This is a genomic window from Kitasatospora sp. NPDC058406, from assembly GCF_042722765.1.
Classification (GTDB): domain Bacteria; phylum Actinomycetota; class Actinomycetes; order Streptomycetales; family Streptomycetaceae; genus Kitasatospora.
In genome coordinates this window covers 12051-38407 of record NZ_JBHXKE010000024.1, presented here as the reverse complement: position 1 = coordinate 38407, position 26357 = coordinate 12051, and the positions used below count along the sequence as shown (strand labels likewise).

The following is a 26357-nucleotide window of genomic DNA, read 5'->3' as shown; positions in this document are numbered from 1 at the left end:
CCCTCGGGGGCGGGCCCACCCCCCCCCCCCCCCGGCACCCCGCCACCCCCCGGGGCTGCGGGGCCCCCCCCCCCCCGGCGGGCCCGGCCGCCCCCCCCTCCCGGGGGGCGGGGGCGCACGGCCGGATTCCTTGCACGGTGGCGGTGGTCCGGGAGCCCGGGGCGCGCGTAGCGTCCGGGGATCCGGGAACGGCGTGAGTGGAGGTCGGGGTCGTGGCGTCTGGCGTTGCGGGTGTGAACGGCGGGGTGTCGTTCTGGTGGCGGCAGTCGGGGGTGCCCGAGGCGCGGCCCGCGCTGCCCGGGGACCTCGACGTCGACGTGTGCGTGGTGGGCGGCGGGTACACGGGGCTGTGGACGGCGTACTACCTGAGGAAGGCCGACCCCGGGCTGCGGATCGCCGTACTGGAGGCGCGGTTCTGCGGGTACGGCGCGTCGGGGCGCAACGGCGGGTGGCTCTACAACGGGTTCGCCGGGCGCGGCGCGTTCGCCCGGCGGTACGGGCGGGAGCGGGCCGCGGCGATGCAGCGGGTGATGGACGCGGCCGTCGGCGAGGTCGCGCGGACCCTGGCGGCGGAGGGCGTCGACGCCGACCTCGTCCGGGGCGGGGTGTTGGAGGTGGCCCGGACACCGGCCCAGCTGGCCCGGCTGCGGGCGTTCGCGGACGCGGAGGCCGCCTACGGACCGGGCCGTGTCGAGGAGTTGAGCGCGTCGCAGACCCGGGAGCGACTGCGGGTCGAGGGCGCGCTCGGCGGGGTGTGGAGCCCGCACGGCGCGCGCGTGCAGCCCGCCAAGCTGGCTGCGGGGCTGGCGGCGGCCGTGGAGCGGCTGGGCGTGGCGGTGTACGAGGGGACGCCGGTCACCGAGATCCGGGGTGGCGACCGGCCGGCCGCCGTCACACCGCACGGCACCGTCACCGCCCGGTACGTGCTGCGCGCCACCGAGGGGTTCACCGCCGGGCTGGCCGGGGAGCGGCGCACCTGGCTGCCGATGAACTCGGCGATGATCGCCACCGAGCCGCTGCCGCCGTCGTTCTGGGCCGGGACCGGCTGGGAGGGCCGCGAGGTGCTCGGGGACTTCGCCCACGCCTACATGTACGCGCAGCGCACCGCCGACGACCGGATCGCCCTCGGCGGGCGCGGCGTGCCCTACCGCTTCGGCTCGCGGACCGACACCGACGGCACCACGCAGGAGGCGACCGTCCGGCAGCTGCGGGAGGTCCTGGACGCCTTCTTCCCCGCCGCCCGGTCCGCCCGGATCGACCACGCCTGGGCGGGTGTGCTCGGCGTGCCCCGGGACTGGTGCGCCACCGTCGACCTGGACCGCCGCACCGGGCTCGGGTGGGCCGGCGGGTACGTCGGCAGCGGGGTGACCACCACCAACCTGGCCGGGCGGACCCTGTGCGACCTCGTCCTCGGCCGCGACACCGAGCTGACCCGGCTGCCCTGGGTAGGCCACACCGTCCGCCGCTGGGAGCCCGAGCCCTTGCGCTGGCTCGGCGTGCACGCCCTCTACGCGGTCTACCACGCCGCCGACCGTCAGGAGGCCGCCGGCCGTCCCACGACCTCCCCGCTGGCCCGCCTCGGCGACCTGGTCGCCGGCCGGTAGGCGAGGGCCGGCGGACGGGGGGCACCGGTCCCCGGGGGCCTCGGCGGCGTCCGCGGGCCGGGCGGGCGCGGACGGTCGGCGAGGCCGGACGCGTCGCCCTCACCCGGGGTGCCGCCCGGCCCCGTCTCCTCCGCACCGAAGGCGCGGCGCACCGACGAGGGCGGCCGGAGTGTCGGGCGGGGTCCCGGCCCGGAGTGTCGGGCGGGGCGCAGACCGGTGCTCCGGTGCGGGCTACGCCGGAGGGCGGTAGCGGGCCCCTGGCGGGGAGGTGGCCCGGGGGGAGCGGATAGGCCGGTCGGAGCCTGCCCGCTGGCGGGTCGGGGAAGGACACCGGACGGTGGGGCGAGGGCGAGGGCGAGGGCGGACGGTGGAGGTGAAGTGGGTGCGGACGTGGCGCGTGGCGGTGGGTGTGGCGGTGCTCGCGGCGGTCGCGGCGACGGTGCCGACCGGGCAGGCGACGGCGGGGCCCGGATGGGCGGTCGTCGTGGTGGACCAGGCGTCCCGGCGGGTGCTGGTGCTGCAGAGCGCCGAGGAGCTGATGGCCTACCGGGGGCCGGACCGCCTGCCGGTGGTCTGGTCGTGGTCGGCGGACACCGCGCCGGACCTCGACGACCTCCGGCCGGAACGCAGTTGGTCGATGCCGGACGAGGCGAAGAGCCGGGTGCGGCACGGTCGCCGCTACCTGCTCACGACCGCCTCGGGCGGGCTGGCGGCCGCGGTCGACACCGCGACCGGCGCCGCCGCCTGGGCGGTCGACACCGGTCCGCTCGCCAACCCGCACAGCGCGGAGCTGCTGCCGGACGGGAACGTCGCGGTGGCGGCCTCCACCGGCGGGTGGATCCGGCTCTACACGGCCTCGCAGGGGCCGCGGAGCTCGGTGCACGCCGAATTCCGGCTCCCGGGCGCGCACGGCGTGCACTGGGACCGGCGGACCGGACTGCTCTGGGCGGTCGGCGACGACACGCTGACCGCGCTCCGGGTGGGCGGCACCGCGGCGGCGCCGACCCTGACCGCGGTCCGGGCGGTGCCGTTGCCGGAGCCGGGAGGTCACGACCTGGCGCCGGTGCTCGCCACGCCCGGGCGCTTCTGGGTGAGCACCGCCGGGCACCTCTGGCGGTTCGACCCCGCGACGGACCGCTTCTCGAAGGTCGGCCTGGGCGGCGAGCAGGCGGGGAGGGACGTCAAGAGCGTCGGCGACGAGCCGGGTTCGGGGCGGTTGCTCATCGCGGCCCCGGACCACGCGGGCCCCTGTTCCTGGTGCACCTCGGTGCTCTCGCTGCACCGTCCGGACGCCGTCCGGAGGTTGCCCGGCGCCTGGCTCTACAAGGCGCGCTGGTGGACCAGTTGGGGGAGCGCGGCGTGAGCGGAAGGCCCGGGGGAGCGACCGGTGGGACTATGGGACCGGGCTGGCATTCGGTGGATGCGGCTGATTTTATGCAGCGGCAAACTACTCCAATGGTGGTCAGTTTCCGCTCTGGTTCCGTAAACCATCCGCGAGGTGCCCGGGCTGGGATAGCGTCCATGGCGCCGGGGGGACTCGAACCACTCACTGGGTTCGAACATCAGACAATGCCGTATCCGTTTCGGGAGAAAACTGTGCGCAATTGCCTTTCGGAAAACCGGTCGGACACCGTCGACGAACTGCGGCTCGCCGTGGACTCGCTCGCCGCGTTCCCGGCCCGTGACGCGGCCTCCGGGGCCGACGTCCCCGAGCGTTTCGCGGCGGTGGCGGAGCTCTGCCGCGCCGTCGACGGGGTGCTCGACAGCCTGGTCGTCCAGGCCGCCGCGGAGGCCGCCGAGGAGGGCTGGACCGCCGCCCGGATGGCGTCCGAACACGCCGTCTACTACGCGAGGTTGCAGCGGGCGCTGCTGCCCGCCGGGGCTGCCGCCGCCGGTCGGGGCGACGCCGGGCCGAAGCAGCGGTGAGCGCGCCGCACACGCACGCGGCGCACGCCAACGCGCACGTCCTGGCCTGTCCCACCCGGTGGAGCGACGTCGACGAGAACGGGCACATCAACAACGCCCGGCTGGTCTCCTACGTCCAGGAGGGAATTTACGACCTGTTCTGTCACCACGCGGTCGCCGTCCGGGATTCGCTATTTCCGTCCGGATTCCTGATCGCCCGGCACGAGATCGATTACCTGGAGCAGCTGCACCATCAGCCGGAACCATTGCTGGTGCGGTTGAGCGTTGAACGTCTGGGGCGCAGTTCCGCGCATGTCGTGGTGAATGTGTGCCGCGACCCGCGGACGTATATGCGGGCGCGGACGGTGGTGGTGGCCCGGGACGAGGCGTCCGGCCGGTCCCGTACGCTCAGCCCGTCCGAGCGGAGCTTCCTCTCGGCGTTCCAGCCGGTGGACCCGACGGCCGAGGGGCCGATCGCAGACGGATCGACGGGCGAGGGCCCGGCGCAGCCGCCCCGCGTGGCGGTGAAGTCGCCGCGCGGACCGGTGGCCGCGCCCGTGCCGGCCCACCACCGGCCCCGCCGGCGCCTGCCGGGTCTCGGTGCGCTGACCCGGAGCGTCCCGGTGGGGTCGTACCGCCACCGCGGGCGCTGAGCCGCCGCGCGAGGCCGGGACACCGCGCACCGAACCGCCGCGCGCACCGAACCACCGCGCGCACCGATCCACCGCACGCGCCGAACCACCGCGTGAGCCGACGCCGGGCACAGGAAGTCGACTGGGGCTTCTTCCTGTGCAAGGGGTGGAGGCGGTGTCCGGCGCGTACCGCTCCTCAGCCGCCGACGGTGGCGCGGAAGAGCTCCGCGCCCGGGCCGGTGAGACGGACGGGACCGGCGCCGGGGCGGAGGTAGGCGGAGCGGCCCGGGGGGAGGTCGAGGCCGGCGCCGCCGGGGGCGCGGAGGCGGGCACGGCCCGCGGTGCAGAGGAGGATCTGCGGGGCGTCCGCCAGGTCGACCCGGACGGGTACGGCCGTGGGTCGTAGCCGTGAGAGACGGAACTCGGCAGCGGGCGAGGGGAACTGCTCCTCGATCCCGCCGCCGCCCGGAGCGCGTGCACCGTCCGGGGTGCCCCCGTCGTCGGGGGTGCGGGCGGTCAGTACGGCCGGCTCGCCGGTGCGGAACGCGGTCACCGCGAGCAGGCCGTCGACGTCGACGTGCTTGGCGGTGAGGCCGCAGCGCAGCACGTTGTCCGAGTTGGCCATCAGCTCCACGCCCACCCCGCGCAGGTAGGCGTGCGGCACGCCCGCGTCCAGGGCGAGCGCCTGACCCGCCCGGAGCCGGACGTGGTTGAGCAGCAGGGCGGCGACCAGCCCGGGGTCGCCGGGGTGGTCCGCGGCGGCGCGGGCGTACCCGGCGCAGGCTTCGGCGAACGGGCCGCCGTCCGCGGCGGTCCGGTGCAGGGCGGCGGTGACGGCGGCGAGGTCGCCGGCCCCGGGGCGGGCCACCTCCAGGACGTGCCGCAGCAGCGCGGGCAGCACCTCCGCGGCGGGGCGCCGGCGGAGCGCCGCGGCCCACGGGGCGATCAGCGGCACGGCCAGCCGGTCGAACAGCGCGGCCGTCGCTGCGGCCGGGCGGAACCCGCAGAGCGCCTCGAAGTCACCCAGAGCACAGATGAGTTCGGGCTTGTGGCCGCGGTCCCGGTAGACCCGGTCCGGGGCGTCGAGCGGGACGTCACGGGCCTCCTCGGCGGCCCAGCCCGCCTCGGCCTGGGTACGGGTCGGGTGGACCTGGAGGGAGAGCGCCCGGTCGGCGGCCAGCACCTTGAGCAGGAAGGGGAGCCGTGGGCCGAACCGCCGGACGGTCTCCGGCCCCAGCAACTGCGCGGGGGCCTCGGCGATCAGCCGGTCCAAGGGGCGCGGTCCGTGCCCGTCGTCGAGCACCGACGGCGCGGACGGGTGTGCGCCCATCCAGAGTTCCGCCTGCGGCGCGCCGGTCGGCGGGGTGCCGGTGAGCGCGGGGATGGCGGTGGTGGAGCCCCACGCGTAGTCGCGCACGGGATTGGCCAGCAGGGCGAACGGGGGCAGCGCGGACGGGGGTGTGTGCGCGGGCGGGGCGGACGGCGGGGTGGGCATGCGGGTGCTCCGGGGGAGGGTCAGCGGCAGAGCGCGGCGGCGCCGATCAGGCCCGCGTCGGTGCCGAGTTCGGCGCGGCGGACGTCGAGCCCGCGGACGTACGGCAGCGCGGCGTACCGGTCCAGGTGGCGGGCGAGCGGGTCGAACAGGGCCGGGCCGGCGGCGGCGACCCCGCCGCCGATCACCACCCGGTGCAGGTCGACCAGCGAGGCGGTGGCGGCGATCCCGGCGGCCAGTGCCTGGGCGGCCCGGTCGTAGGCGGCCACCGCGACCGGGTGGCCGGCCAGCGCGTCGGCGGCCACGGCGCGGGCGGAGCGGTCGTCCCCGGTCGGGCGCCAGCCCCCGGCGAGGGCGCGGCGGGCGATCGCGGTGCCGCTGGCGAGGCCCTCCAGGCAGCCGCGCGAGCCGCACGGGCACGGGTCGCCGTCGAGGTCGACGGTGATGTGGCCGAGGTGGCCGGCGTTGCCGCTGGGGCCGGGTCGGACGGCGCCGTCCAGCACCAGCCCGGCGCCGACGCCGGTGGAGACGACCAGGCAGAGCGCGTTGTCGGCGCCGCGTGCCGCGCCGCGCCAGTGCTCGGCGGCGGCCATCGCCACCCCGTCCCCGGCCAGTACGACGGTGCGGGGGCCGACGGAGGGGTGCGCGGCGACCTCGGCGGTGAGCGGGAAGTCGCGCCAGCCGGGGATGTTGACCGGGCTGACGGTGCCGTGCCCGAGGTCCACCGGGCCGGCGCTGCCGATGCCGACGGCGCCGACGGCGGCCCACCCGGGGGCGGCCGCCAGTTGGTCCAGCACCCGGTGCACGACGGCGAGGACGGCGGCGCCGGGGTCCTTGGCCGGGGTGGGGAACCGGACCCGGTGCGCGAGGGCCCCCGCGGAGTCGACGAGCGCCCCGGCGATCTTGGTCCCGCCGATGTCGATTGCGGCGAACAGCGGCCCGGCGGCGGAGCCGGCGCCCGCCTGCGCGTCGGGGGCCGGCGCGGCGGAGGGCCGGGCGGAGGAGTGCGGCGTGGGGGCGGTCATGGCGGGTGGCTCCGGGGCGGGGTACGGGCCCCCGCCCGGGGGCCGGGCGGGGGCGATCGATCGCGACGGCGACGGGACGGACCGTCGACAGGGACAGCAAACAGGATCAGGCCGAGGGCGTCAGCCTCAGGGTGACCAGCTCGAACGGCCGCAGGCTCAGCGTGACGCCGTCGCCGTCCACCGCGACCTCGCCGCGCGTGCCGTCCCACGGGCGCTCCAGCAGGTCGCAGGGCACCGCGGAGGCCGGCCGGAAGGACGTGCGGAGCCGGCCCCGGGCCCGCCCGCCGCCGGCCTCGTAGACCCGGACCACGAGGTCGCCGCTGCCGTCGTCGGCGAGCTTGACGGCGCTGACCACCAGCGCCGCCTCGTCCAGCTCCACCAGCGGCCGGACCGCCTCCGCCGAACCGGTCACCCGGCGCTCCGGCAGGCCGACGGCGTACCCCTCGCGGACCGCGTCGCCGATCGCCGCGCCCGGCACCAGCGCGTGCCGGAACCGGTGCACGCCCTGGTCGGTCTGCGGGTCGGGGAAGCGCGGCGCGCGCAGCAGGGAGAAGCGGACCGTGGTGGTCGTCCCGCCGTCCGTCGCGCGGACCGCCCGGGTGACGTCGTGGCCGTACGTCGAGGGGGTGACCAGCGCGACGCCCCAGCCCGGCTCCTCCAGGTGGACGAAGCGGTGGTTGCAGGCCTCGAACTTGGCCGCCTCCCAGCTGGTGTTGGTGTGGGTCGGGCGGAACTGGTGGCCGAACTGGGTCTCGGCCGCGTACCGCTCGGTGTGCACGTCCAGCGGGAACGACGCCTTGAGGAACTTCTCGGTCTCGTGCCAGTCGACCTCGGTGTCGATGTCCAGGCGCCGCGACCCGGCCCGCAGGCTCAGCGTCTGGACCACCGTGGAGGAGCCGAACGAGCGGGCCACCCGGACGGCCGCCTCGTCGGGGGAGGAGACGGACACCGCGACCTCGTCCGCCGCGGTCAGGTCGGTCACGGTGTTGCGGTAGAACTGGTCCACGTCCCAGGCGTCCCACATGTTGGGGAAGTCGGGGTGCAGCTGGAGCAGGTTGGCCCGGGCCCCGGGGGCGACCGTCTCCCGGCCGCTCGCCGCGTCGACCGCCGAGACCACCAGCCCGTCGCCGTCCACGGCCACCGACAGCAGGCCGTTGTCCAGGACGAAGCCGCCGCCGTCGCGCGCCGTCACCGTGCAGCCGCCGCCCGCGCCGGTCGCCGGCACCGGGCACGCCCCGCCCGCCGGCACCGCCGAACGGACGTGCGGGGCACCGTTGAAGACCAGCTCGCGCCCGCCCGCCGCGTCCCCGGCCAGGGCCTGCTGGGCCGCGCCGATCAGCTCCTCCAGCTCCGCCGCCAGACGCGCGTACGTGGCCTCGGCCTCGCGGTGCACCCAGGCGATCGACGAGCCGGGCAGGATGTCGTGGAACTGGTGCAGCAGCACCGTCTTCCAGATCCGGTCCAGCTGCTCGTACGGGTACGGGTGGCCGGTGCGCAGCGCGGCCGTGGCGCACCAGAGTTCGGCCTCGCGCAACAGGTTCTCGCTGCGCCGGTTGCCCTGCTTGGTCCGGGCCTGGCTGGTGAGCGTGGCCCGGTGCAGCTCCAGGTAGAGCTCGCCCACCCAGACCGGCGGCTTCGGGTACTCGGCCTCGGCCTTCTCGAAGAACTCGGCCGGCCGCTCCCAGCGCACCGTGGCCGAGCCCTCCAGGTCGCGCAGCCGGGCCGCCTTGGCGATCATCTCGCGGGTGGTGCCGCCGCCGCCGTCGCCCCAGCCGGTCGGCGCGAGCGAGCGCCGGGCGACGCCCTTGTCCTTGAAGTTCCGTGCCGCGTGGGCGATCTCGCTGCCCTTCATCGAGCAGTTGTAGGTGTCCACGGGCGGGAAGTGGGTGAAGATCCTCGTGCCGTCGATGCCCTCCCAGAGGAAGGTGTGGTGCGGGAACTTGTTGACCTGGCTCCACGAGATCTTCTGCGTGAGCAGCCACTTGGAGCCCGCGTTGCGGATGATCTGCGGCAGGCCGCCGGTGAAGCCGAAGGTGTCCGGCAGCCAGGCCTCCCGGTTCTCGACCCCGAACTCCTCCAGGAAGAACCGCTTGCCGTGAACGAACTGACGTGCCATCGCCTCCGAGGACGGCATGTTGGTGTCCGACTCCACCCACATGCCGCCGGCCGGCACGAACCGGCCGTCCGCGACCGCCTTCTTCACCCGGGCGTACACCTCGGGGCGGTGCTCCTTGATCCAGGCGAACTGCTGCGCCTGGGACATGGTGTAGAGGAAGTCCGGTTCGTCCTCCAGCAGAGCGGTCATGTTGGCGGTGGTGCGGGCGACCTTGCGGACCGTCTCGCGCAGGGGCCAGAGCCAGGCGGAGTCGATGTGGGCGTGGCCGATCGCGCTGATCCGGTGCGCGGACGGCACGGCGGGCGCGGCCAGCACTTCGGTGAGGTGCGAACGGGCCCCGGCCGCGGTGCCGTTGACGTCCTGGAGGTCGATCGCGTCGAGTGCCCGCTCGACCGCCCGCAGCAGCTCCCAGCGGCGGGCGCCGTCGGCCGGCAGTTCCGCCATCAGCTCGCCGAGCACCTCCAGGTCCATCACCAGCTGCCAGACCGTCTCGTCGAAGACGGCCAGGTCCATCCGCTCCAGCCGGTACTGCGGCGTGCTCCCGGCGGTCTCCTTGTCGCCCAACTCGGTCGGCAGGAAGGGGTGGTAGTCCAGGATGACCGGGTTGGACGCCGCCTCGACGTGCAGCAGCACCGGCTCGCCGCCGGCCGCCGGGGAGGCGATCCGCACCCACTGGTTCTGCGGGTTGAGGCCCTTCACGGGCGTGCCGTCCGGCCGGTAGACCAGGCCCTCGCACTGGAAGCCCGGCATGTTGGCGTCGAAACCGAGGTCGATCAGGGCCTCGACCGTGCGCCCGGCCCACGCCTCGGGCACGGTGCCGGTCACGGTGATCCAGCTGGTGCCCCACGGCGCACCCCAGGCGTCGCCGACGGCGATCGGCGAGCGCGGCGCGGCCAGGCCCTCGGCGACCGGGACGGGCTCACCGGGCGCCGTCCAGATCGTGACCGAGAGCGGGACGGACTCGGGGTGGACCGCCGGGCGGATGCGCTCGTCCAGGACGCGCTTGAGGCGGGCTTCGACCAGGCTGCGGTCATCGTGCATGTCAGCGGACTCCGTTGTGCGACTGAGGGGGAACGAACGTGGGAGGGGTCGTCAGCGTACGTCGTCCGGGTGGACGACCTCGGTGATGCCCCGGGCGGACAGGTGGGCGGGATCCCCGGCGTGTTCGGCGAGCACCGCGGTCGGGCGGGCGCCGTCCTCGGCCAGGCGCATGAACGCCTCGAAGACGCTGCCGCCCGGGCCGCAGACCGAGCGCTTGGGTGCGGTGACCTCGTCGCCGGTGGCGACCACCACCGCGGTGGTGCGCGGGGCCGGTGCTCGCCAGCCCTCGCGGACGGCGGTGACGGCGGCGGCCAGCCGGGCGCCGGCCGGCTTGACCCGCCGGTCGGTGGTGAGGATTCCCAGGCTGTACTCCAGCTCGGGGAAGTCGGCCAGCGCGCGGTCCACGTCGTGCGAGCACCACCAGGTGACGCCCCACAGGTCGGGGCAGTCCAGGACGGCCTCGACGGTGGCGCCGGTGAACCGGGCGGCGTCCTCGGCGGCGATGTGCGGGGCGGGGGCGCCGACCTCCTGGAGCCAGACCGGCCGGTGCGGGTCCGGCGCCCAGGCCTTCGACAGCTCGACCAGGTAGGCCGCGTGCTGGTGGGCGGCGGTGGAGCGGGCGCCGTAGCGCTGCGCGGTGCCGTTGAACACCCAGGAGTGCACGGCGGTGGCGGCGCCGATCCGGGCGGAGTGCCAGGGCGTGAACGGGTGCTCGTCCAGGTACCAGGCGGCGTCGTAGGAGGCGTGCAGGTGGAGCCGGCCGGGCGCGCCCTGCTCGCAGGCGCCGACCATCCGGTGCAGCCAGGCCTCGACCTGCCCGGGGGTGGCCCGGTCCGGGTCGGGGTGCGGCTCGCCGGAGAACTGGTTGACCTCGTTGCCGACGGTCATGCCGAGGAAGTGGGGCCGGTCGGCGAGGGCGGCGGCCAGGGTGCGCAGGTACTCGGCCTGGCCGTCGAGGACGTCCGGGTCGGTGAAGATGTTCCGCCGGTGCCAGGTCTGGGTCCACGAGGGCTGGAAGTCGAAGCTGGAGAGGTGACCCTGGAGGCCGTCCACCGCGACGTCGAGTCCGCGTTCACCGGCCGCGTCGGCCAGGTCGACGAGCTGCTCGACGGCGCGCGGGCGGATCAGCGTGCGGTTGGGCTGGAAGAGCGGCCAGAGCGGGAAGACCCGGACGTGGTCGAGGCCGAGCGCGGCGATCGAGTCGAGGTCGGCGCGGACGGCGTCGAGGTCGAAGTCGAGCCAGTGGTGGAACCAGCCGGCGGTGGGGGTGTAGTTGACGCCGAAGCGCGGGGGTGCGGCGCGCGGCCGGGAGGCGGCGGGGCGCGGGTGGGGGGCGGTGGCCGGGGAGGGGGGCTGGGCGGCGGTCATGCTCGGTGCGCTTCCTCGGTGGGTGCGGCCGTCGCGGGGCGGTCGGGGCGGCGACGGGTGGTCGGGGCGGCGACGGATCGGCGACGGGTCGGGCGGGCGGCGGGCTATCCCTTGACGGCTCCCTCCTCCACGCCCTTGAAGAAGAACCGCTGGCAGACGGCGAACACCACGACGATCGGCAGGAACGCGATCATGGTGCCGGCGGCGATCAGCCGGGGATTGGCGCTGAACGTGCCGTTCAGGTACTGGAGGCCGACGGTCAGCGTGTACTTCTGCGGGTCGTTGAGCACGATCAGCGGCCAGAGGAAGTCGTCCCAGGCGCCGATGAAGGTGAAGATCACGATCACGCTGAGCATGCCGCGGACGTTCGGCAGGCCGACGTGCCACAGGCGCTGCCGGACGTTGGCGCCGTCCACCAGCGCGGCCTGGTCCAGTTCGGGCGGTACGGCGGCGAACGCCGTGCGCATCAGCAGCACGTTCAGCATCGCGATCGCGCCGGGCAGCGCCACGCCGGTCAGCGAGTCGGCCAGGCCCAGCCCCCGCACGGTGACGTACTGGGAGACGATGGTCGCCTCGCCGGGCAGGATCAGCGTGGCCAGGAGGAGGCCGAAGAGCAGTCCGGCGCCGCGGAAGCGCAGTTTGGCCAGCGCGTAGCCGGCCAGGGTGCAGCCGACCACGTTGCCGAAGATCGCGATCGCGGCGACGACCAGCGAGTTGGCGGCGTAGGTCCAGACAGGGATGGTGTCGGCGACCTTGCCGTAGTTGGCGAAGGTGAGGTCCTCGGGGAAGAAGCTCGGCGTCGAGGTGTAGACGTCCTCGTCGGGGCCCTTGAGGGAGGTCGAGAGCTGCCAGAGGAAGGGGCCGATGACGAGCAGGAGGACGGCCAGCAGGAGCAGGTAGCGCCCGGCCGTCCGGATCGGGCCGGGGTTGTGGAGGCTGCGGGGCCGCGGCGCGCGGCCGGTGCGCGGTCCGGGTCGCCCGCCGGGCGGGGCGGCGGGGTCGGCGGCGGAAGCGGAAGCGGGGGCGGCGGGACGGGGCGGCGGGACGGGGGCGGCGGTGTGGGTCACGGTTCAGGCCGCCTTCCGGTTCAGGCGCGTCAGGAGCAGCATCGGGCCGAGGGTGATGACGAAGAGCAGCAGGCTGAGCGCTGACGCGTAGCCGAGGTGGCCGGTGAAGCCGCGGCTGTACATCTGGATGAGCATGACCACCGACATGTCCCGGCCGCCGGGGCCGCCGGTGCCGTTGGAGAGCACGTACAGCTCGGAGAAGACGCGCAGCGCGGAGACCGAGATGAGCACCGAGACCAGCATCATGGTGGGCCGCACGCCCGGCAGGGTGACGTGCCAGAACCGGCGGACGCTGCCCGCGCCGTCGACGGCGGCGGCCTCGTGCAGCTCGCGGCCGACGTTGGCCAGAGCGGACAGGTAGATCACCATGTAGTAGCCGAGGCCCTTCCAGGTGGTCAGGGCGATCGCGCTGAAGAGCAGCAGCCAGCGGTCGGTGAGGAAGGGGACCGGGGAGTCGGCCAGCCCGGTCTGCCGCAGCACGCCGTTGACGAGGCCGCGGTCGTCCAGCACCCAGCCCCAGATCAGGGCCACCACGACGGCGGAGGCGACGACCGGGGTGTAGAAGGCGGTGCGGAAGACGGTGATGCCGGGGAGCTTGCGCTGGACCAGCAGGGCGAGCAGCAGGGGCAGCACGGTCAGCAGCGGCAGGCAGATCAGCAGGTAGACGGTGCTGTTGAGCAGGGCGTCCGCCAACTGGTCGTCGCTGAAAGCGCGTTCGTAGTTGTCGAGGCCGGTGAAATGCCCGCCGCCCAGGGGCTTGGCATTGGTGAACGAGAGGATCACCGTGTTGATCGCCGGCCAGAGGTTGAAGACGGCCAGCCAGATGATCGCGGGCCCGGCGAGCAGCCAGGGGGTGAACCAACGCCGGTGGGTCATGCCGATGCCTTCCTGGGGCGAGCGGTGCGGGTCATTCCCGGCGGGCGGCGGCCCGGGGGTGCCGCCGCGCCGCCGGTACTGGTCGGTCCGGTGCGGGATCAGCCCTTGAGCAGCTGGTTGCACCGCTCCACGGCGGTGTCCAGGGCCTGCTTGGAGCTCGTGTCCCCGCTGATCGCCAGGGCGATCTGCTGGTTGATGACGGTGCTCATCGCGTCGTCGACCTGGACGGGCTGGAGGATCTTCGCCTTGGCGAGGGAGGTGAACGCGACGACCTTGGCGTCGCCCGCGTTGGTGCCGTCGCTCCTGCTGAAGAACGGGTCGCCGGCCGAGGCCTTGGTGGACGGGAAGATGCTGGTCAGCTGGGCGAACCTGGCCTGGTTCTCCGCACTGGTGACCCAGCGGGCCAGGGCCATCGCGGCGGCCGGGTTCTTGGTGCTCTTCGGGATGGACAGGCCCTGCACGTAGAGCGGCGGGGTGCCCATCGCAGGGGAGGAGAGCATCTTCGGCGCGAGGGTCGGGTTGTCGGTGGCGAGGCTGCTGATGAAGTTGCCGCCGCCGGTGGTCCAGGCCGCCGTGCCGGCGTTGAAGAGCTTGGAGTTGCCGGCGTAGGTGTTGGTGAGGACGTCGTTCGGCAGCAGCCCGTCCTTGTACGCGGCGCGGTACTTGTCCAGTAGCGCGGCGGCCTCGGGGGTGTTGAAGGTGAACGACCTGCCGTCGTCGGCCATCACCTTGACGCCCGCGTTGACGAGGTCGCCGAGGCCCGGCTTGCGGCTCATCAGGTAGGTCGAGCCGCCGGACTTCTCCTTCATGGTCCGGGCCTGGGCGATCAGTTCGTCGAGGGTGCCGGGGAGGTTCTTCGGGTCCAGCCCGTTCTTGCTCAGCAGTTCCGAATTCCAGTAGTTGACATCGGTGTTGAGGTACCACGGGTAGCCGAAGGTGCCGTCCTGGCCGGCGAACCGGTAGGCGTCGACACCGCCGGCCACGTACTCCTCGGCGAGTTTCGGATCGGCCTTGGCCACGTCGAGCAGCAGGCTCTGCCGGGCCAGCGGGAGGGCGAAGTCCGGCGGGAGGTTGACCACGTCGGGAAGGGTCCCGGCGGCGGCCTGGCTGAGCACCTTGGCGGAGTAGCCGTCGCCCGGCTGGTCCAGCCACTCGACCTCGACCCCCGGGTACTTCTGCCGGAAGCCGTCGATCACGCCCTGCACGTAGGCGGTGAACTTCGGCTTCAATGCCCAGGTCTGGAGCGAGACCTTGCCCTTGACCTCGCCGGTGGCGGCGGCGACCTTCGCCGCCGTGTCGTCGCTCCTGTCGTCGGAGCTCAGTCCGCAGCCGGTGAGCACGGTGGCGGCCACCGCCGCCGTCGTCACTGCCGCCCAGATTCTTCGCATGAGGGTCTCCCGGTCCTGGGGAATGGGTGGGGGATGCGTCTTCGGGGATCGTGCTGGGGGTGGTTCGGGGATTGCGCCGGATTGTGGAACCTGTCTTACTAAACCGGTCTAGCTATGCCAGGGACTATGCTCCCGCCTAAACTTGGATGTCAAGAGAGGAGTCGGAACCCGTGGGCAGACCGACGATCGCCGACATCGCGCGCCAAGCCGGTGTCTCCAAGGGCGCGGTGTCCTTCGCGCTCAACGGGCGCCCCGGGGTGAGCGAGGCGACCAGGGCCCGGATCCTCCGGGTCGCCGAGGAGATGAACTGGCGGCCGCACAGCGCCGCCCGCGCCCTCGGCGGGGCCAGGTCCGACGCGGTGGGGCTGGTGATCGCCCGCCCGGCCCGGACCATCGGCGTCGAGCCGTTCTTCAGCCAGCTGCTCTCCGGCCTCCAGGCCGTGCTCTCCGCCCGCTCCGTCGCCCTCCACCTGATGGTGGTCGAGGACACCGCGGCCGAGATCGAGGTCTACCGGCGCTGGACCTCCGAGCACCGCGTCGACGGCTTCATCGTGGTCGACCTCCAGCTGCGCGACCCGCGGCTCGCGGTCCTGGAGGAACTCGGCCTGCCCGCCGTCGTGCTGGGCGGCCCCGGCAAGGGCGCCGGCCCCCTGCGGATCTGGGCCGACGACCGCGAGGCGATGCTCTCCATCGTCGACTACCTGGCCGCCCTCGGACACCGGCGGATCGCCCACCTGGCCGGGCTGCCGCACTTCCAGCACACCCAGCGGCGGATCCGCGCGCTGCGCGACGCCTCCCGGCGGCTCGGCCTGGAGGAGGCGCTCTCGGTGCCGACCGACTTCAGCGACGCCGAGGGGGCCGCCGCCACCCGCGCCCTGCTCTCCCGGCCCAGACGCCCCACCGCGATCGTCTACGACAGCGACGTCATGGCGGTGGCCGGCCTCGGGGTGGCCGGCGAGATGGGCGTCGCGGTGCCCGGCGAGCTGTCGATCGTCTCGTTCGACGACTCGGTGCTCGCCCGGATCGTGCACCCGCCGCTGACCGCGCTCAGCCGGGACACCTTCGCGCTCGGCGAGCAGGTCGCGCGCAGCCTGCTCGCGGTGATCGACGACGCCGGGCCCGGCCGGGACCTGCAGATGCCGACCCCCCGGCTGACCGTCCGCGAGTCCACCTCGCCGCCCGGGGCGGGTTCGTCGGCCGCGACCGGCCCGGCGCGGGGGGCAGGTTCACCCTCCGGGGTGGCCTTCGCGGGCACCGTTGACAGCGGCTCTGAACCGGTTTAGCCTCGCTGCGCCGAGCGACCCCCGCTCGGCGCGCCACCGTGGGCGGGCGTCCGCCGAACCGCCCACGGTCACTCCGCCGGTCCGTACGCACCTGGAACCGCGCGTCCTTCACGCCGCCCCAGGGCCGCGCGTCCTCCGGCCACAGGAACCACCGGCATCACCACGCACGCATGCACCCCCGGGCCCGCCCCCCTTCTGGGCGGTCCGCCCCACCCTCCTCCGCGCGATCGGAGCCACCGCATGTCACGACGGACATCCCTGCTGCTGAGCGCCGCTCTCGGGGCCGCCGTCCTGGGCACCGCACCCACCGCGTCCCAGGCTGCCCCGACCCCCGCCGCCCCCTCCCCGGCGGCCCCCGCCGCGGCGAACGCCGCCGCCGGCACCCAGCCCTACGCCTCCTCCTGGTACCCGAACACCCTGCTGAACTGGGACCCGGCCACCGATCCGGACGCCCGGTTCAACCGCTCCCGGGTCCCCCTCCAGCCGCGCACCGGTGACCCGGCGCTCAGGGCCAACCCCAACGCCCGGGCCGGCGAGGGGAAGATCGCCTCCCTGGTCTCCTTCGGCCCCACCTCCAACAACCCCTCCCAGGGGTCCGCCGACCCCCACTACTACGCGTTCGGCTACTGGCAGTACGTCGACAAGCTGGTCTTCTGGGGCGGTTCGGCCGGCGAAGGTCTGATCCTGGCACCCAACCCGACCGTCATCGACGCCGCCCACCGCAACGGCGTCAAGGTCTACGGCACCGTCTTCTTCCCGCCCGCCGCGTACGGCGGACAGCTCCAGTGGGTCCGCGACTTCGTCCAGAAGTCCGGCTCCCGCTACCCCGTCGCCGACAAGCTGGCCCAGGCCGCCCAGTACTACGGATTCGACGGATGGTTCATCAACCAGGAGACCGGCGGCGGCGATTCGGCCCTCGCCGGTGAGATCCGCAACCTCATGCAGTACACCAGGGCGCAGACCGCCACCGACTTCATGTGGTACGACGCCATGACCGAGTCGGGGCCCGTCAACTGGCAGAACGCGCTGACCTCCGCCAACGACGCCTTCCTCCAGGAGGGCGCCCGGCGCACCTCCGACTCGATGTTCCTCAACTTCAACTGGTCGTCCGGAGGTCTCGGTTCCTCCCGGACCCTGGCCCGCGGCCTCGGCCGCAGCGAGTACGAGCTCTACTCCGGCATCGACACCGAGGCCAACGGCTACAACACGGGTGTGGACTGGAACAGCCTCTTCCCGGCCAACGGCCCGCACACCACCTCGCTCGGCCTCTACCGGCCCGAGTGGACCTGGAAGTCCGCCGCCGACCGCGCCGACTTCCTCGCCAAGGACGCCCGCTACTGGGTCGGCGCCAACAACGACCCCTCCAACACCTCGACCTCGTCCGGCTGGAAGGGCCTCGCGAGCTACGTCGCCGAGTCCACCCCGATCACCGCGAAGCCCTTCGTCACCAACTTCTCCTCCGGCGAGGGCGACTTCCACAACGCGGCCGGCACCAGGGTCGCCACCGGCGGCTGGAACAACCTCTCGCTCCAGGACGTCCCGCCCACCTACCAGTGGCTGGTCTCCTCGACCGGCGCCAGGCTCACCCCGTCGGTCGACTTCACCGACGCCTACGAGGGCGGCTCCTCGCTGCGGCTGACCGGCAACCTGAACGCCGTCAACACCGTCCGGCTCTACCAGACCAGGCTCCCGGTCGCCGCCGACAGCAAGCTCTCGGTCGTGGTCAGGACCCCGGCCGCCGGAGCCACCGGCCTCAAGGCCGCGATCTCCTTCACCGACGCGCCGACGACCTTCACCACCCTCGACCTCGGGAGCAACTCCGGTACCGGATGGGAGCGCAAGACCCTCGACCTCTCCGCCTACGCGGGCCGCACCATCGCCCAGATCGGCCTCCAGGCGGCCGGCTCGAATCCCTCCTACGACGTGAGGATCGGCCAACTCGCCTTGTACGACGGCGCGGTGGACGCACCCGGCGCACCCGGCGGGCTGACCGTGCTCGGCGCGAGCGATGTGGTGGCCGGCGCCAGCCAGTCCCTCCGGCTCTCCTGGACACCCTCGACGAGCGGCGCCGTGCACCACTACGAGCTGTACCGGCGCAACGCCGACGGCACCCGCGGCTACCTCGGCGCCACCCCCTCCGACGCCTACTACGTCAACCGGCTGGACCGGGCCGGCACCGAGGCGAACACCGTGATCGAGGTCGAGGCCGTCTCCACCGAGTACGGCCGCTCCACCGCCGCCACCACCACCGTCCCGTGGACCGGCACCCCACCGGCCGGCGGCAACCTCGCGCTCAACCGCCCGGCCACCGCCTCCGGCCAGTGCAACACCGGCGAGGGCCCGGCCAAGGCCGTCAACGGCACCGTCAACGGCGGCAACGGCGACAAGTGGTGCACCACCGGGAGCAGCAAGTGGCTTGAGGTGGACCTCGGTTCGGCCAAGGCGCTGTCGAAGTTCGTGGTCAGGCACGCCCAGGCCGGCGGCGAGAGCGCGAGCTTCAACACCCGCGACTTCACGGTCCAGGCCCGCTCGGCCGACACCGACCCGTGGACCACCGTCACCACCGTCACCGGCAACACCGCGGGCACCACCACCCACCCGGTGAGCACCACCGCGCGGTACGTCCGGCTGGTGGTCACCAGGCCGACCCAGGGCGCCGATCCCGCCGCCCGCATCTACGAGTTCGAGGCCTGGGGCGCGTAGGGCGTCGGACACGCCCGGATCTCCGCCCCACCGAGGAAAGGACCCGCCCCCGTGCCGGTCACCATCACCGCCGTCGAGAGCACGGACCTGTTCGTCGGACCCGAGGAGGCCCCGCGGCAGCTGCTGCGGGTCACCCTCGACGGCCCGCCCGCCCGGATCGCCGTCACCGGCCCGGGCGTGCGCGGCGAGGCGTCCGGCACGGGGCTGGTCGAAGTCCCCCTGGAGATCACCGGTGCCGCCGTCGGCGCCCGACTCGCCGTCGAGGTCACGGCCTTCGGCGCGACCCCCGGCGCCGCCGGGACCGACGCCGGCGCCGGGACCGGTGGCGCCCGCGCCGAGGGCGTCGTCGAGGTCGCCGAGCCCGGCTGGACCATGTTCATGGTCCCGCACTTCCACTACGACCCGGTGTGGTGGAACACCCAGGCCGCCTACACCTCGCCCTGGGAGCTCCTCTCCGCCGACGCCACCACCCGGCCGCTCTGGGAGCGCAACGGCTTCGCCCTCGTCGACGCCCACCTGGACCTCGCGCTGCGCGACCCGGTCTACACGTTCGTGCTCGCCGAAGTCGACTACCTGAAGCCGTACTTCGACCAGCACCCGGAGCGCCGCGCGAGCCTGCGCCTGCTGCTCGACCGCGGCCAGGTCGAGCTCGTCGGCGGCACCTACAACGAGCCGAACACCAACCTCACCGGCGCCGAGACGACGATCCGCAACATCGTCCACGGCATCGGCTACCAGCGCGACATCCTCGGCGGCGACCCTCGGACGGCCTGGCAGCTCGACGTGTTCGGCCACGACCCGCAGTTCCCCGGCCACCTCGCCGCCGCCGGGCTCACCGGGAGCGCCTGGGCGCGCGGCCCGTTCCACCAGTGGGGCCCGATCCAGAAGAACTTCCGCGAGGCCAAGGACGACGCGCGGGTCATGCAGTTCCCCAGCGAGTTCGAGTGGATCGCGCCCTCGGGCGACGGCGTGCTCACCCACTACATGCCGCACCACTACTCGGCCGGCTGGTGGATGGACTCCTCCGCCGACCTCGCCACCGCCGAGCAGGCCGTCTACGAGTTGTACCGCAAGCTCAAGCCGGTGGGCGCGACCAGGAACCTGCTGCTGCCGGTCGGCACCGACTACACCCCGCCCAACAAGTGGGTCACCGAGATCCACCGCTCCTGGGCGGGCAGGTACCTGTGGCCGCGCTTCGTCTGCGGGACCCCGCGTGACTTCCTGGACGCCGTCCGCGCCGAGCTGGCGGAGACCGGTCGCCGGCCCAGCCCGCAGACCCGCGACATGAACCCGGTCTACACCGGCAAGGACGTCTCCTACATCGACACCAAGCAGGCCCAGCGGGCGGCCGAGGTGGCCGCCGTCGACGCCGAGAAGCTCGCCACCCTCGCCGTCGTGCAGGGGCTCGGGCAGTACCCGTCGGCCGCGCTGGACAAGGTCTGGCGCCAACTCGCCTACGGCGCGCACCACGACGCGATCACCGGCTCCGAGTCCGACCAGGTCTACCTGGACCTGCTCGGCGGCTGGCGGGAGGCGTACGACCTGGCGGCGGACGTCCGCGACCGGGCGCTCGACGCGCTGGCGGCCCGGATCGCCACGACGGGGGAGGGCGACGCCGTGGTGGTCACCAACACGCTCTCCTTCGACCGGACCGACCTGGTGGCCGTCCGGCTGCCCCCGGGAACCGTCGACGGGGAGGGCCGCCCGGGCGTCCGCGTGCTGGACGACACCGGGGCCGAGGTGCCCGGCGCCGTCGACCGCGGCACCCTTCGCTTCCTGGCCGAGGACGTGCCGGCGCTCGGTTGGCGCACCTGGCGGCTGGTCCCTTCGGCGGCCGGCGGCGGCGACCCGGCCTGGTCCGTCGCCGAGGGCCTCACCATCGCCAACGGCCGCTACCGGGTGACCGCCGACCCGGCGCGCGGCGGCGGCCTCTCCTCCGTCCAGGACCTCCTGCACGGAAGGGAGTTGATCCAGGACGGGCGGATCGGCAACGAGCTGCGGGTCTACGAGGAGTACCCGCAGCACCCCGACTTCGGCGAGGGCCCCTGGCACCTCGTCCCCAGGGGGCCGGTGGCCGGTTCCGGCGATCGGCCGGCCGAGGTCCGTCGCGAGACCGGACCGCTCGGCGAGCGACTGGTCGTCCGCGGCACCGTCACCGATACCGCGCCCCATGACGGTGCCGGTGCCCATGACGGTGCCGGTGCCGGTGCCGGTGCCCGGGGCCTCCGGTACGAGCAGACCGTCACGCTGTGGCGCGGCCTCGACCGGGTGGACTGCCGGACCAGGGTCGTCGACTACACGGGCGCCGACCGGCTGTTGCGGCTCCGCTTCCCCGTCGACCTGCCCGGCGCCCTGCCGGTCAGCGAGGTCGCCGGCGCGGTCGTCGGACGCGGCTTCGCCCTGCCCGACGTCGACTCCGCCGAGGCGCCCTGGACCCTGGACAACCCGGCCAACACCTGGTTCGGTCTCGGCGCCACGGCCCGGGTGACGCTCACCGACCCGGTCTCCGGCGCGGTGCTGGGCGAACGCGCGCTCGGCGTCGCGGAGGTGATCGTCCCCGATCTCGCGTCGGCCGCCGACGCGCGGGAGCTGGTGGTCGCGCTCGCCCGGGTCGGAGTCACCGCCACCACCTCCGGAGCCGACTGGGCCCGGTACGGCTGGCTCGACGTGGACTCCAACCTGCCGGACTTCCGGATCCTCCTCGGCGGACCGGAAACCAACGACGCCACCCGGGAGTTGTTCGACCGGGCGGGTGCGGAGTACGCGGCCGTCCTGAAGGAGCGCGGCGCCGTCTGGGTGCCCGCCCGCACCCCGCTCGCCGAGGTCTGGCAGCCCGGCGCGGACCTGCGTGACCTGAGGGCCCTGCCGGCCCTGGTCGTCACCGACCCGGCCCCGCTCGCCGCCGACCTCGCCGACGCCCGGATCGCCGCCTCCTGCCCGGGGCCTCTCCCCGACACCGAACAACTCGTGGACCACACCGCGGCGTTGCTGAGCTTCGGTCTGCCCGGCTTCGCCGTCGATGCCACCGGTGCGCTGCACCTCTCGCTGATGCGCTCCTGCACCGGGTGGCCCTCGGGCGTCTGGATCGACCCGCCCCGGCGCACCCTGCCCGACGGCGCCTCCTTCCAGCTCCAGCACTGGACCCACGAGTTCCACTACGCGCTGACCGGCGGACCGGGTGACTGGCGGGCACAGGAACTCCCCGCCCAGGGGCAGGAGTTCACTCATCCGCTGTACGCCCGGCTCGCCCCCGCCCAGGACGGCCCGCTGCCCGGCACCCTCTCCTGGCTGCGGGTCGAGCCGGCCCGCCGGACCCTGCTCGGCGCGCTCAAGCCGGCCGGCAACCCGATCGCGCACGGCTCGACCGCCCCCTGGGACGGCCGACTCGCCGTCCGCCTGGTCGAGTCCACCGGCCTCGGCGCGGCCGTCACCCTCGGCGGCGCCCTCGGGCTGACCGACCTGCACGCCGCCGACCTGCTGGAGCGGCCGACCGGCCCGGCCGATCCGGACCTCGCGGGATCCCGGATCGCCACCGTGCTGGCCCGGCCCGCGGTGGCGGAGCCGGCCGGCGGCCCGGTCCTCGGCCCGGTCGCCGAGGCGGCCCAGCCCGTGCACGCCCGCTACTGGCTGCACAACCGGGGCCCGGCGCCGCTCGGCTACCTCCCGGTCTCGGTCGGCGCCTCGCCCGGCCTGCTGCGGACGGCGGGCGAACCGGTCACGCTCTCGGTGGCCCTCTCCTCCCACCTGCGGGACGCCGCCGTCGAGGGCACGGCGCGGATCCTCGCGCCCGACGGGTGGGCGGCGAGCCTCGGCGCCCGCCCCTACCGCCTGGAGGCCGGCGGACACCTCCGCTTCCCCGTCACCCTCACCCCGCCCGCCGGTAGCGCCCCCGGCCTGTACTTCGCCGCGGTCCGGCTCACGCACGACGGCCAAGACGTCGAGGACGTGGTCACCGTGGCCGTCGGCGACCTGCCGGAGATCCTTCCGGTGCCCGGCGACACCCCCGAGGACTGGACCGCCGCCCAGGGCACCCGGTCCGTGGAGGGGCGTGACACCGGCCTGACCGTCGAGGCGGCCACCGCGTCGGTCCGGCTGACCCCCGGCGTCGGCGCCGCCCTCGGAGTCCGCCTCGTCAACCGCACCCGGGGCGAGATCCGCGGCGAACTCCAGCTCGTCTCGCCCTGGGGCACCTGGGAGGCGGTCGGCGCGCCGGTCCGCGGCTTCACCCTCGCGGCCGGGGCCTCGGCGGTCGAGGAGTTCACCCTCACCGCGCCCGAGGACGCCGACCCCGGCGCCTACTGGGCGCTCGCCAAGGTGATGTGGTTCGGCCGCTGCCAGTACGCCCCGACCGTCGCGGTGGTGGTCGGGCCGTGACCGCGATTCCGCCCGCGCCCGCCGACGCCCCGGTGCTCGGACTCCTCGACGGCCGGCCCCTCCCTCGCACCGGCCTCGACCGCCGCCTCGCGGCGCTCCGCACCGGCCCGCGCGCCTCCGCCCTGCCGCGGCCCGGCAGCGGGGAGGACCGCCAACTGGCCCGCTGGGTCGCGCAGGTGCTGCTGACGGAGGCGCTCTGCGAGGCGGTCGCCGCCGAACGCGGCCTGTCCGTCCTCCCCGAGGCCGCCCATGACCGCCTGGACCAGCAGACTGCCGTCGAACTCGGCTCCGTCACCGCCGCCGCGTACGAGGGCAGCGCGGCGGTGCGGGCCGTCCACGAGGCCGTCACCGCCGCCGTCGCCCCGACCGCGGAGGAGGTCGCCCACTACTTCGCCATGACCCGACCGGCGGCGACCCCCACCGTCTGGCACCTCGCCTTCCCCGACGGCGGCACGTGCGGGGCCGACCCCGCCACCCTGCCGCTCGCCCTGGCGGAGGCCCTCCGCACGGCGGCCCCGGACACGTGGGTCACCGCCGGAGGCTGGACCGCCGCCCGCCGGACCACGCCGCCCGACCCGCCCACCGACCGGCCCGCCCGGCCCGACCAGCCCGGCCGGCCCGACCGCCCCGACCGCCCCGATCCGGCCGCCACCGTCCTCGCGGCCGTCCGTCGCGCGGCCTTCGTCCGCTGGCTCGACCACGCCCGTGCCACCCGCCTCACCCTCGTCCCCGGCCTCGAACACCCCGGCGACCCCGCCCAACCCGACAACCACCACCGCCACTGACCACCCCGGGCGGCCGCGCCCCCGGTGTGCCACCCCGGCCGGGGGCGCGGCGGCAGGAAATCCGGGTGACGGGTGGCCGTCGTCTCCCTACCCTCGGGGCATGAAGAGTGTCGGGGGACTGCTGAACGTCGTGGACGTCGAAGCGACCTGCTGGGAGGGACAGCCGCCGCCCGGGGCGGTGAACGAGATCATCGAGATCGGGCTGACCGTCGTCGACCTCGGGACGGGGGAACGGGTCGGGCGGCACCGCATCCTGGTGAAGCCCGCACGGTCCGCCGTCAGCGAGTTCTGCACGGAACTCACCGGGCTGACCCAGGCCGAGGTCGACACCGGCCTCGACTTCGCCTCGGCCTGCCGACTGCTCGCCGCCGACCACCGGGCCGGGGCCCTGCCGTGGGCGAGCTGGGGCGACTACGACCGGAAACAGTTCACCCGGCAGTGCAAGGCCACCGGCACCGCGTACCCCTTCGGGCACCGGCACACCAACGCCAAGGCGGTGTTCACCGAGGCACACGGGCTGCGCAAGCGCCCCGGGATGGCCCAGGCCCTGGAGATCGCCGGGCTGCCGCTCGAAGGACGCCACCACAGCGGCGAGGACGACGCCTGGAACATCGCCGCGCTGGTCCTCGGCCTGGCCGCCCGGGGCGCCTGGCCAGGAGGGACGGCCGGTTGACGAGGGCGCGGCCGTACGGGTGGTTCCGGAGCCGGACGGTTCGTGTTCGTCCGTGTGCGGCGCTAGGTTGCTGGGCGACCCGCTGAGACCCACTGAGGCCCGCTCCCCGGAGGACACCGATGGCCATCCCCGCCCTGGACCACTCGACGACCGGCTACTCCCTCCCGCACGCCTACTGGATGGCGCAGGCCGCCGGACTGGCCTCGCTGGACCGGGCCGGCATCGAGGAGACGGCCCGGTCCTGGGGCTTCGACGAGGTACGGCACTTCGAGTCGACGCACCGGATGCCGTTCCCGATCGAGGACACCCAGGCCTACGTCATGGCCGGCGACCGCATGATCGTCGCCGGATTCCGGGGCACCGAGGTGCTGAAGATCCGTGACTGGCTCAGCGACGTCAGCACCCCGCCCGTCCCCGGCCCGGCGAACAAGGGCTTCGTGCACTACGGCTTCCACCAGGCCCTGCAGTCCGTCTACCCGCAGATCCGCGACACCGTCCGCGACCTGCGCACGGACGATCAGACGGTCTGGTTCACCGGCCACAGCCTCGGTGGCGCGCTCGCCATGCTGGCCGGCGCCCGCTGGTACTTCGAGGCGCCGCAGCTGCTGCCCGACGGCGTCTACACCTTCGGCCAGCCCCGCACCTGCGAGCGGCTGCTCGCGGGCGCCCACAACACGGCCTTCAGGAACCGCTGTTACCGCTTCGTCAACAACAACGACATCGTCCCGCAGCTCCCGCCGGAGCCGGTCTTCACGCACGTCGAGGCGCTGCGCCACTTCGACGCCGACGGGAGGCTCCACGAGCGCATGCCGCTCGTCGCCGGGCTGAAGGACCGCGCCAAGGGCGTGCGCGCCGACCTGTTCGCCCCCGAGACGGACGGGATCAAGGACCACCACCTGCCCAACTACCTGGCCGCGTTCGAGAAGAACCTCGCCCAGGTCTGACGGGAGCCCCGCTGATGCGTGGACCGCCTCCCGGCGTGGCGGGGCGGCCGTCCGGGCGGTCGGAGCCGGTCGGCGCCGACCGCGACGGTAGTGCGCCGGTCGCGGCCCCTGGGTGAGGCCGAGGATGTCGGGACTGCCGGACCTGGAGGACGGGGCCGGAGAGCGCGAGCGCGGCGCCGGCGAGCAGGGCCGCGACCGCGCGCGGCAGGCCCAGCTCGTTGACGACGAAGTCCGCCGCCGGGTCGCCCCCGCCCGGTGAGGGCGCGGATCACCTCGACGGGGCCGAGCGGGTAGTCGCCCCGGCCGAGGGTGACGACGGCGAGCGCGAGCGCGGCGAGCACGCAGGCGGTGTCGGTGGTCACCGCCCGGGGGCTGTAGCGGAGGGAGAGGCCGCCGGGACGGCGGCTCCGGCCGGTCGCCGGCCGGTCGCCGGCCGGTCGTGGCGGGGCCTAGCTGGGGAAGGGCCAGACCGGGCACCACGGCGGGATGTACTGGCCGGGGTAGGGCGGGCCCCACGGCGGACAGGGGAAGGGGTCGGGGGCGGGCGGCGCGGAGGTCCAGAGGACCCTGCCGTTGCGCTCGACCGCGATGGCGCCCTCGTTGTAGACAGTCAGCTCGGCCCCGGGGTTGCCACCGGTCCCGCTCCACCAGAGCGGGGTGTTGTCGGCCGCGTAGACCACGAGGTTGCCGTCGCCCTGCATGGCGAGGATGTTGCCGTTGGGCATGGCGCCGCGGGCCACCCAGATGGGGGTGGTGTCGCGGTAGAGGACCACGTTGCCGTCGCCCTGCATGGCCAGCATGATGCGGCCGTTCGGCGAGTACCAGCCCTGGTTGCGGTTGAGCACGCTGTTCATCGGGATGCGGGTGGGCGGTGAGAGCGCGGCGGCCACGGCGGGTGGGGCGGCTACGGCGGGCGGGGCGGCCGGGGCCGTCGGCGCGGCCTGGGCGGCGCCCGTGGCGAGGGTGCCGAACCCTAGCGCGGCGGCGGCCGCCAGGGCGGCGGCTCGTAGGAGGGTGCTGGTCATGGGAGGGCTTCGGGTCCTTCCGGGCGAGGGCTGACAGGCGTGCTCCGGCGCACATC

19 protein-coding genes are annotated in these 26357 nt (G+C 74.5%); 11 read left to right on the top strand and 8 right to left on the bottom strand.

All coding sequences use genetic code 11. The features are described 5' to 3' along the window. Window positions 1–212: 212 nt before the first annotated feature. From ACFWOG_RS07455 to ACFWOG_RS07440, 4 genes are all read left to right on the top strand, one after another. Entirely contained in the window at window positions 213–1604 is a 1392-nt protein-coding gene (locus ACFWOG_RS07455) for an NAD(P)/FAD-dependent oxidoreductase (RefSeq protein WP_380355719.1), read from the top strand. Between the two features lie 382 nt (window positions 1605–1986). Beyond that, window positions 1987–2967 (top strand): DUF6528 family protein, encoded by a 981-nt coding sequence (locus ACFWOG_RS07450; protein WP_329880924.1) that lies wholly within the window; start codon window positions 1987–1989, stop codon window positions 2965–2967. A gap of 233 nt (window positions 2968–3200) precedes the next feature. Further along, on the top strand, window positions 3201–3530 hold the full coding sequence (locus tag ACFWOG_RS07445; RefSeq protein ID WP_329880926.1) for a hypothetical protein: 330 nt from the start codon (window positions 3201–3203) through the stop codon (window positions 3528–3530). Continuing rightward, window positions 3527–4162, top strand: coding sequence for a thioesterase family protein (locus tag ACFWOG_RS07440; protein ID WP_329880928.1), 636 nt, complete (start codon window positions 3527–3529; stop codon window positions 4160–4162). The genes ACFWOG_RS07445 and ACFWOG_RS07440 overlap by 4 nt, the downstream gene beginning before the upstream one ends. Before the next feature lie 175 nt (window positions 4163–4337). On the opposite strand, the gene manA is transcribed toward ACFWOG_RS07440, so the two are convergent. The 7 genes from manA to ACFWOG_RS07405 form a co-directional block, all read right to left on the bottom strand. Beyond that, window positions 4338–5636 (bottom strand): mannose-6-phosphate isomerase, class I, encoded by a 1299-nt coding sequence (gene manA / locus ACFWOG_RS07435; protein WP_380355714.1) that lies wholly within the window; start codon window positions 5634–5636, stop codon window positions 4338–4340. 20 nt (window positions 5637–5656) lie between these two features. Next, a complete protein-coding gene (locus ACFWOG_RS07430; RefSeq protein WP_380355711.1) occupies window positions 5657–6658 on the bottom strand; it encodes an ROK family protein in 1002 nt (333 codons plus the stop codon). 106 nt (window positions 6659–6764) lie between these two features. After that, window positions 6765–9815, bottom strand: coding sequence for an alpha-mannosidase (locus tag ACFWOG_RS07425; RefSeq protein ID WP_380355708.1), 3051 nt, complete (start codon window positions 9813–9815; stop codon window positions 6765–6767). A 51-nt stretch (window positions 9816–9866) separates the two neighbouring features. Then, the gene (locus ACFWOG_RS07420; RefSeq protein WP_380355705.1) at window positions 9867–11183 is read right to left on the bottom strand and encodes a glycosyl hydrolase; all 1317 of its coding nucleotides are present in this window, start codon (window positions 11181–11183) and stop codon (window positions 9867–9869) included. A 104-nt stretch (window positions 11184–11287) separates the two neighbouring features. Further along, the gene (locus ACFWOG_RS07415; protein WP_380355703.1) at window positions 11288–12250 is read right to left on the bottom strand and encodes a carbohydrate ABC transporter permease; all 963 of its coding nucleotides are present in this window, start codon (window positions 12248–12250) and stop codon (window positions 11288–11290) included. Window positions 12251–12253: 3 nt separating this feature from the next. After that, a complete protein-coding gene (locus ACFWOG_RS07410; RefSeq protein ID WP_329950083.1) occupies window positions 12254–13126 on the bottom strand; it encodes a sugar ABC transporter permease in 873 nt (290 codons plus the stop codon). A 98-nt stretch (window positions 13127–13224) separates the two neighbouring features. Next, on the bottom strand, window positions 13225–14514 hold the full coding sequence (locus ACFWOG_RS07405) for an ABC transporter substrate-binding protein (protein WP_380355699.1): 1290 nt from the start codon (window positions 14512–14514) through the stop codon (window positions 13225–13227). 170 nt (window positions 14515–14684) lie between these two features. On the opposite strand from ACFWOG_RS07405, the gene ACFWOG_RS07400 reads away from it, so the two are divergent. The 7 genes from ACFWOG_RS07400 (at window position 14685) to ACFWOG_RS07370 (ending at window position 25535) form a co-directional block, all read left to right on the top strand. Further along, window positions 14685–15797 (top strand): LacI family DNA-binding transcriptional regulator, encoded by a 1113-nt coding sequence (locus ACFWOG_RS07400; protein WP_329880943.1) that lies wholly within the window; start codon window positions 14685–14687, stop codon window positions 15795–15797. A 240-nt stretch (window positions 15798–16037) separates the two neighbouring features. Continuing rightward, window positions 16038–18500 carry a discoidin domain-containing protein gene (locus tag ACFWOG_RS07395; protein ID WP_380355695.1) on the top strand — a complete coding sequence of 821 codons (2463 nt, stop codon included), beginning with the start codon at window positions 16038–16040 and terminating at the stop codon, window positions 18498–18500. Window positions 18501–18551: 51 nt separating this feature from the next. Continuing rightward, window positions 18552–22874 carry an NEW3 domain-containing protein gene (locus tag ACFWOG_RS07390; RefSeq protein ID WP_380355693.1) on the top strand — a complete coding sequence of 1441 codons (4323 nt, stop codon included), beginning with the start codon at window positions 18552–18554 and terminating at the stop codon, window positions 22872–22874. After that, window positions 22871–23659 (top strand): hypothetical protein, encoded by a 789-nt coding sequence (locus ACFWOG_RS07385; RefSeq protein WP_380355691.1) that lies wholly within the window; start codon window positions 22871–22873, stop codon window positions 23657–23659. The genes ACFWOG_RS07390 and ACFWOG_RS07385 overlap by 4 nt, the downstream gene beginning before the upstream one ends. Window positions 23660–23759: 100 nt before the next feature. Next, window positions 23760–24332 carry a 3'-5' exonuclease gene (locus tag ACFWOG_RS07380; RefSeq protein ID WP_329950088.1) on the top strand — a complete coding sequence of 191 codons (573 nt, stop codon included), beginning with the start codon at window positions 23760–23762 and terminating at the stop codon, window positions 24330–24332. Window positions 24333–24451: 119 nt separating this feature from the next. Then, complete coding sequence (locus ACFWOG_RS07375; RefSeq protein WP_329950089.1) at window positions 24452–25276, top strand: lipase family protein; 825 nt, start codon at window positions 24452–24454, stop codon at window positions 25274–25276. Window positions 25277–25400: 124 nt separating this feature from the next. Further along, complete coding sequence (locus tag ACFWOG_RS07370) at window positions 25401–25535, top strand: hypothetical protein (protein WP_380355688.1); 135 nt, start codon at window positions 25401–25403, stop codon at window positions 25533–25535. A 190-nt stretch (window positions 25536–25725) separates the two neighbouring features. Here ACFWOG_RS07370 and ACFWOG_RS07365 read toward each other — a convergent pair whose 3' ends face one another. Then, the gene (locus ACFWOG_RS07365) at window positions 25726–26301 is read right to left on the bottom strand and encodes a hypothetical protein (protein ID WP_380355687.1); all 576 of its coding nucleotides are present in this window, start codon (window positions 26299–26301) and stop codon (window positions 25726–25728) included. Between the last annotated feature and the right edge of the window lie 56 nt (window positions 26302–26357).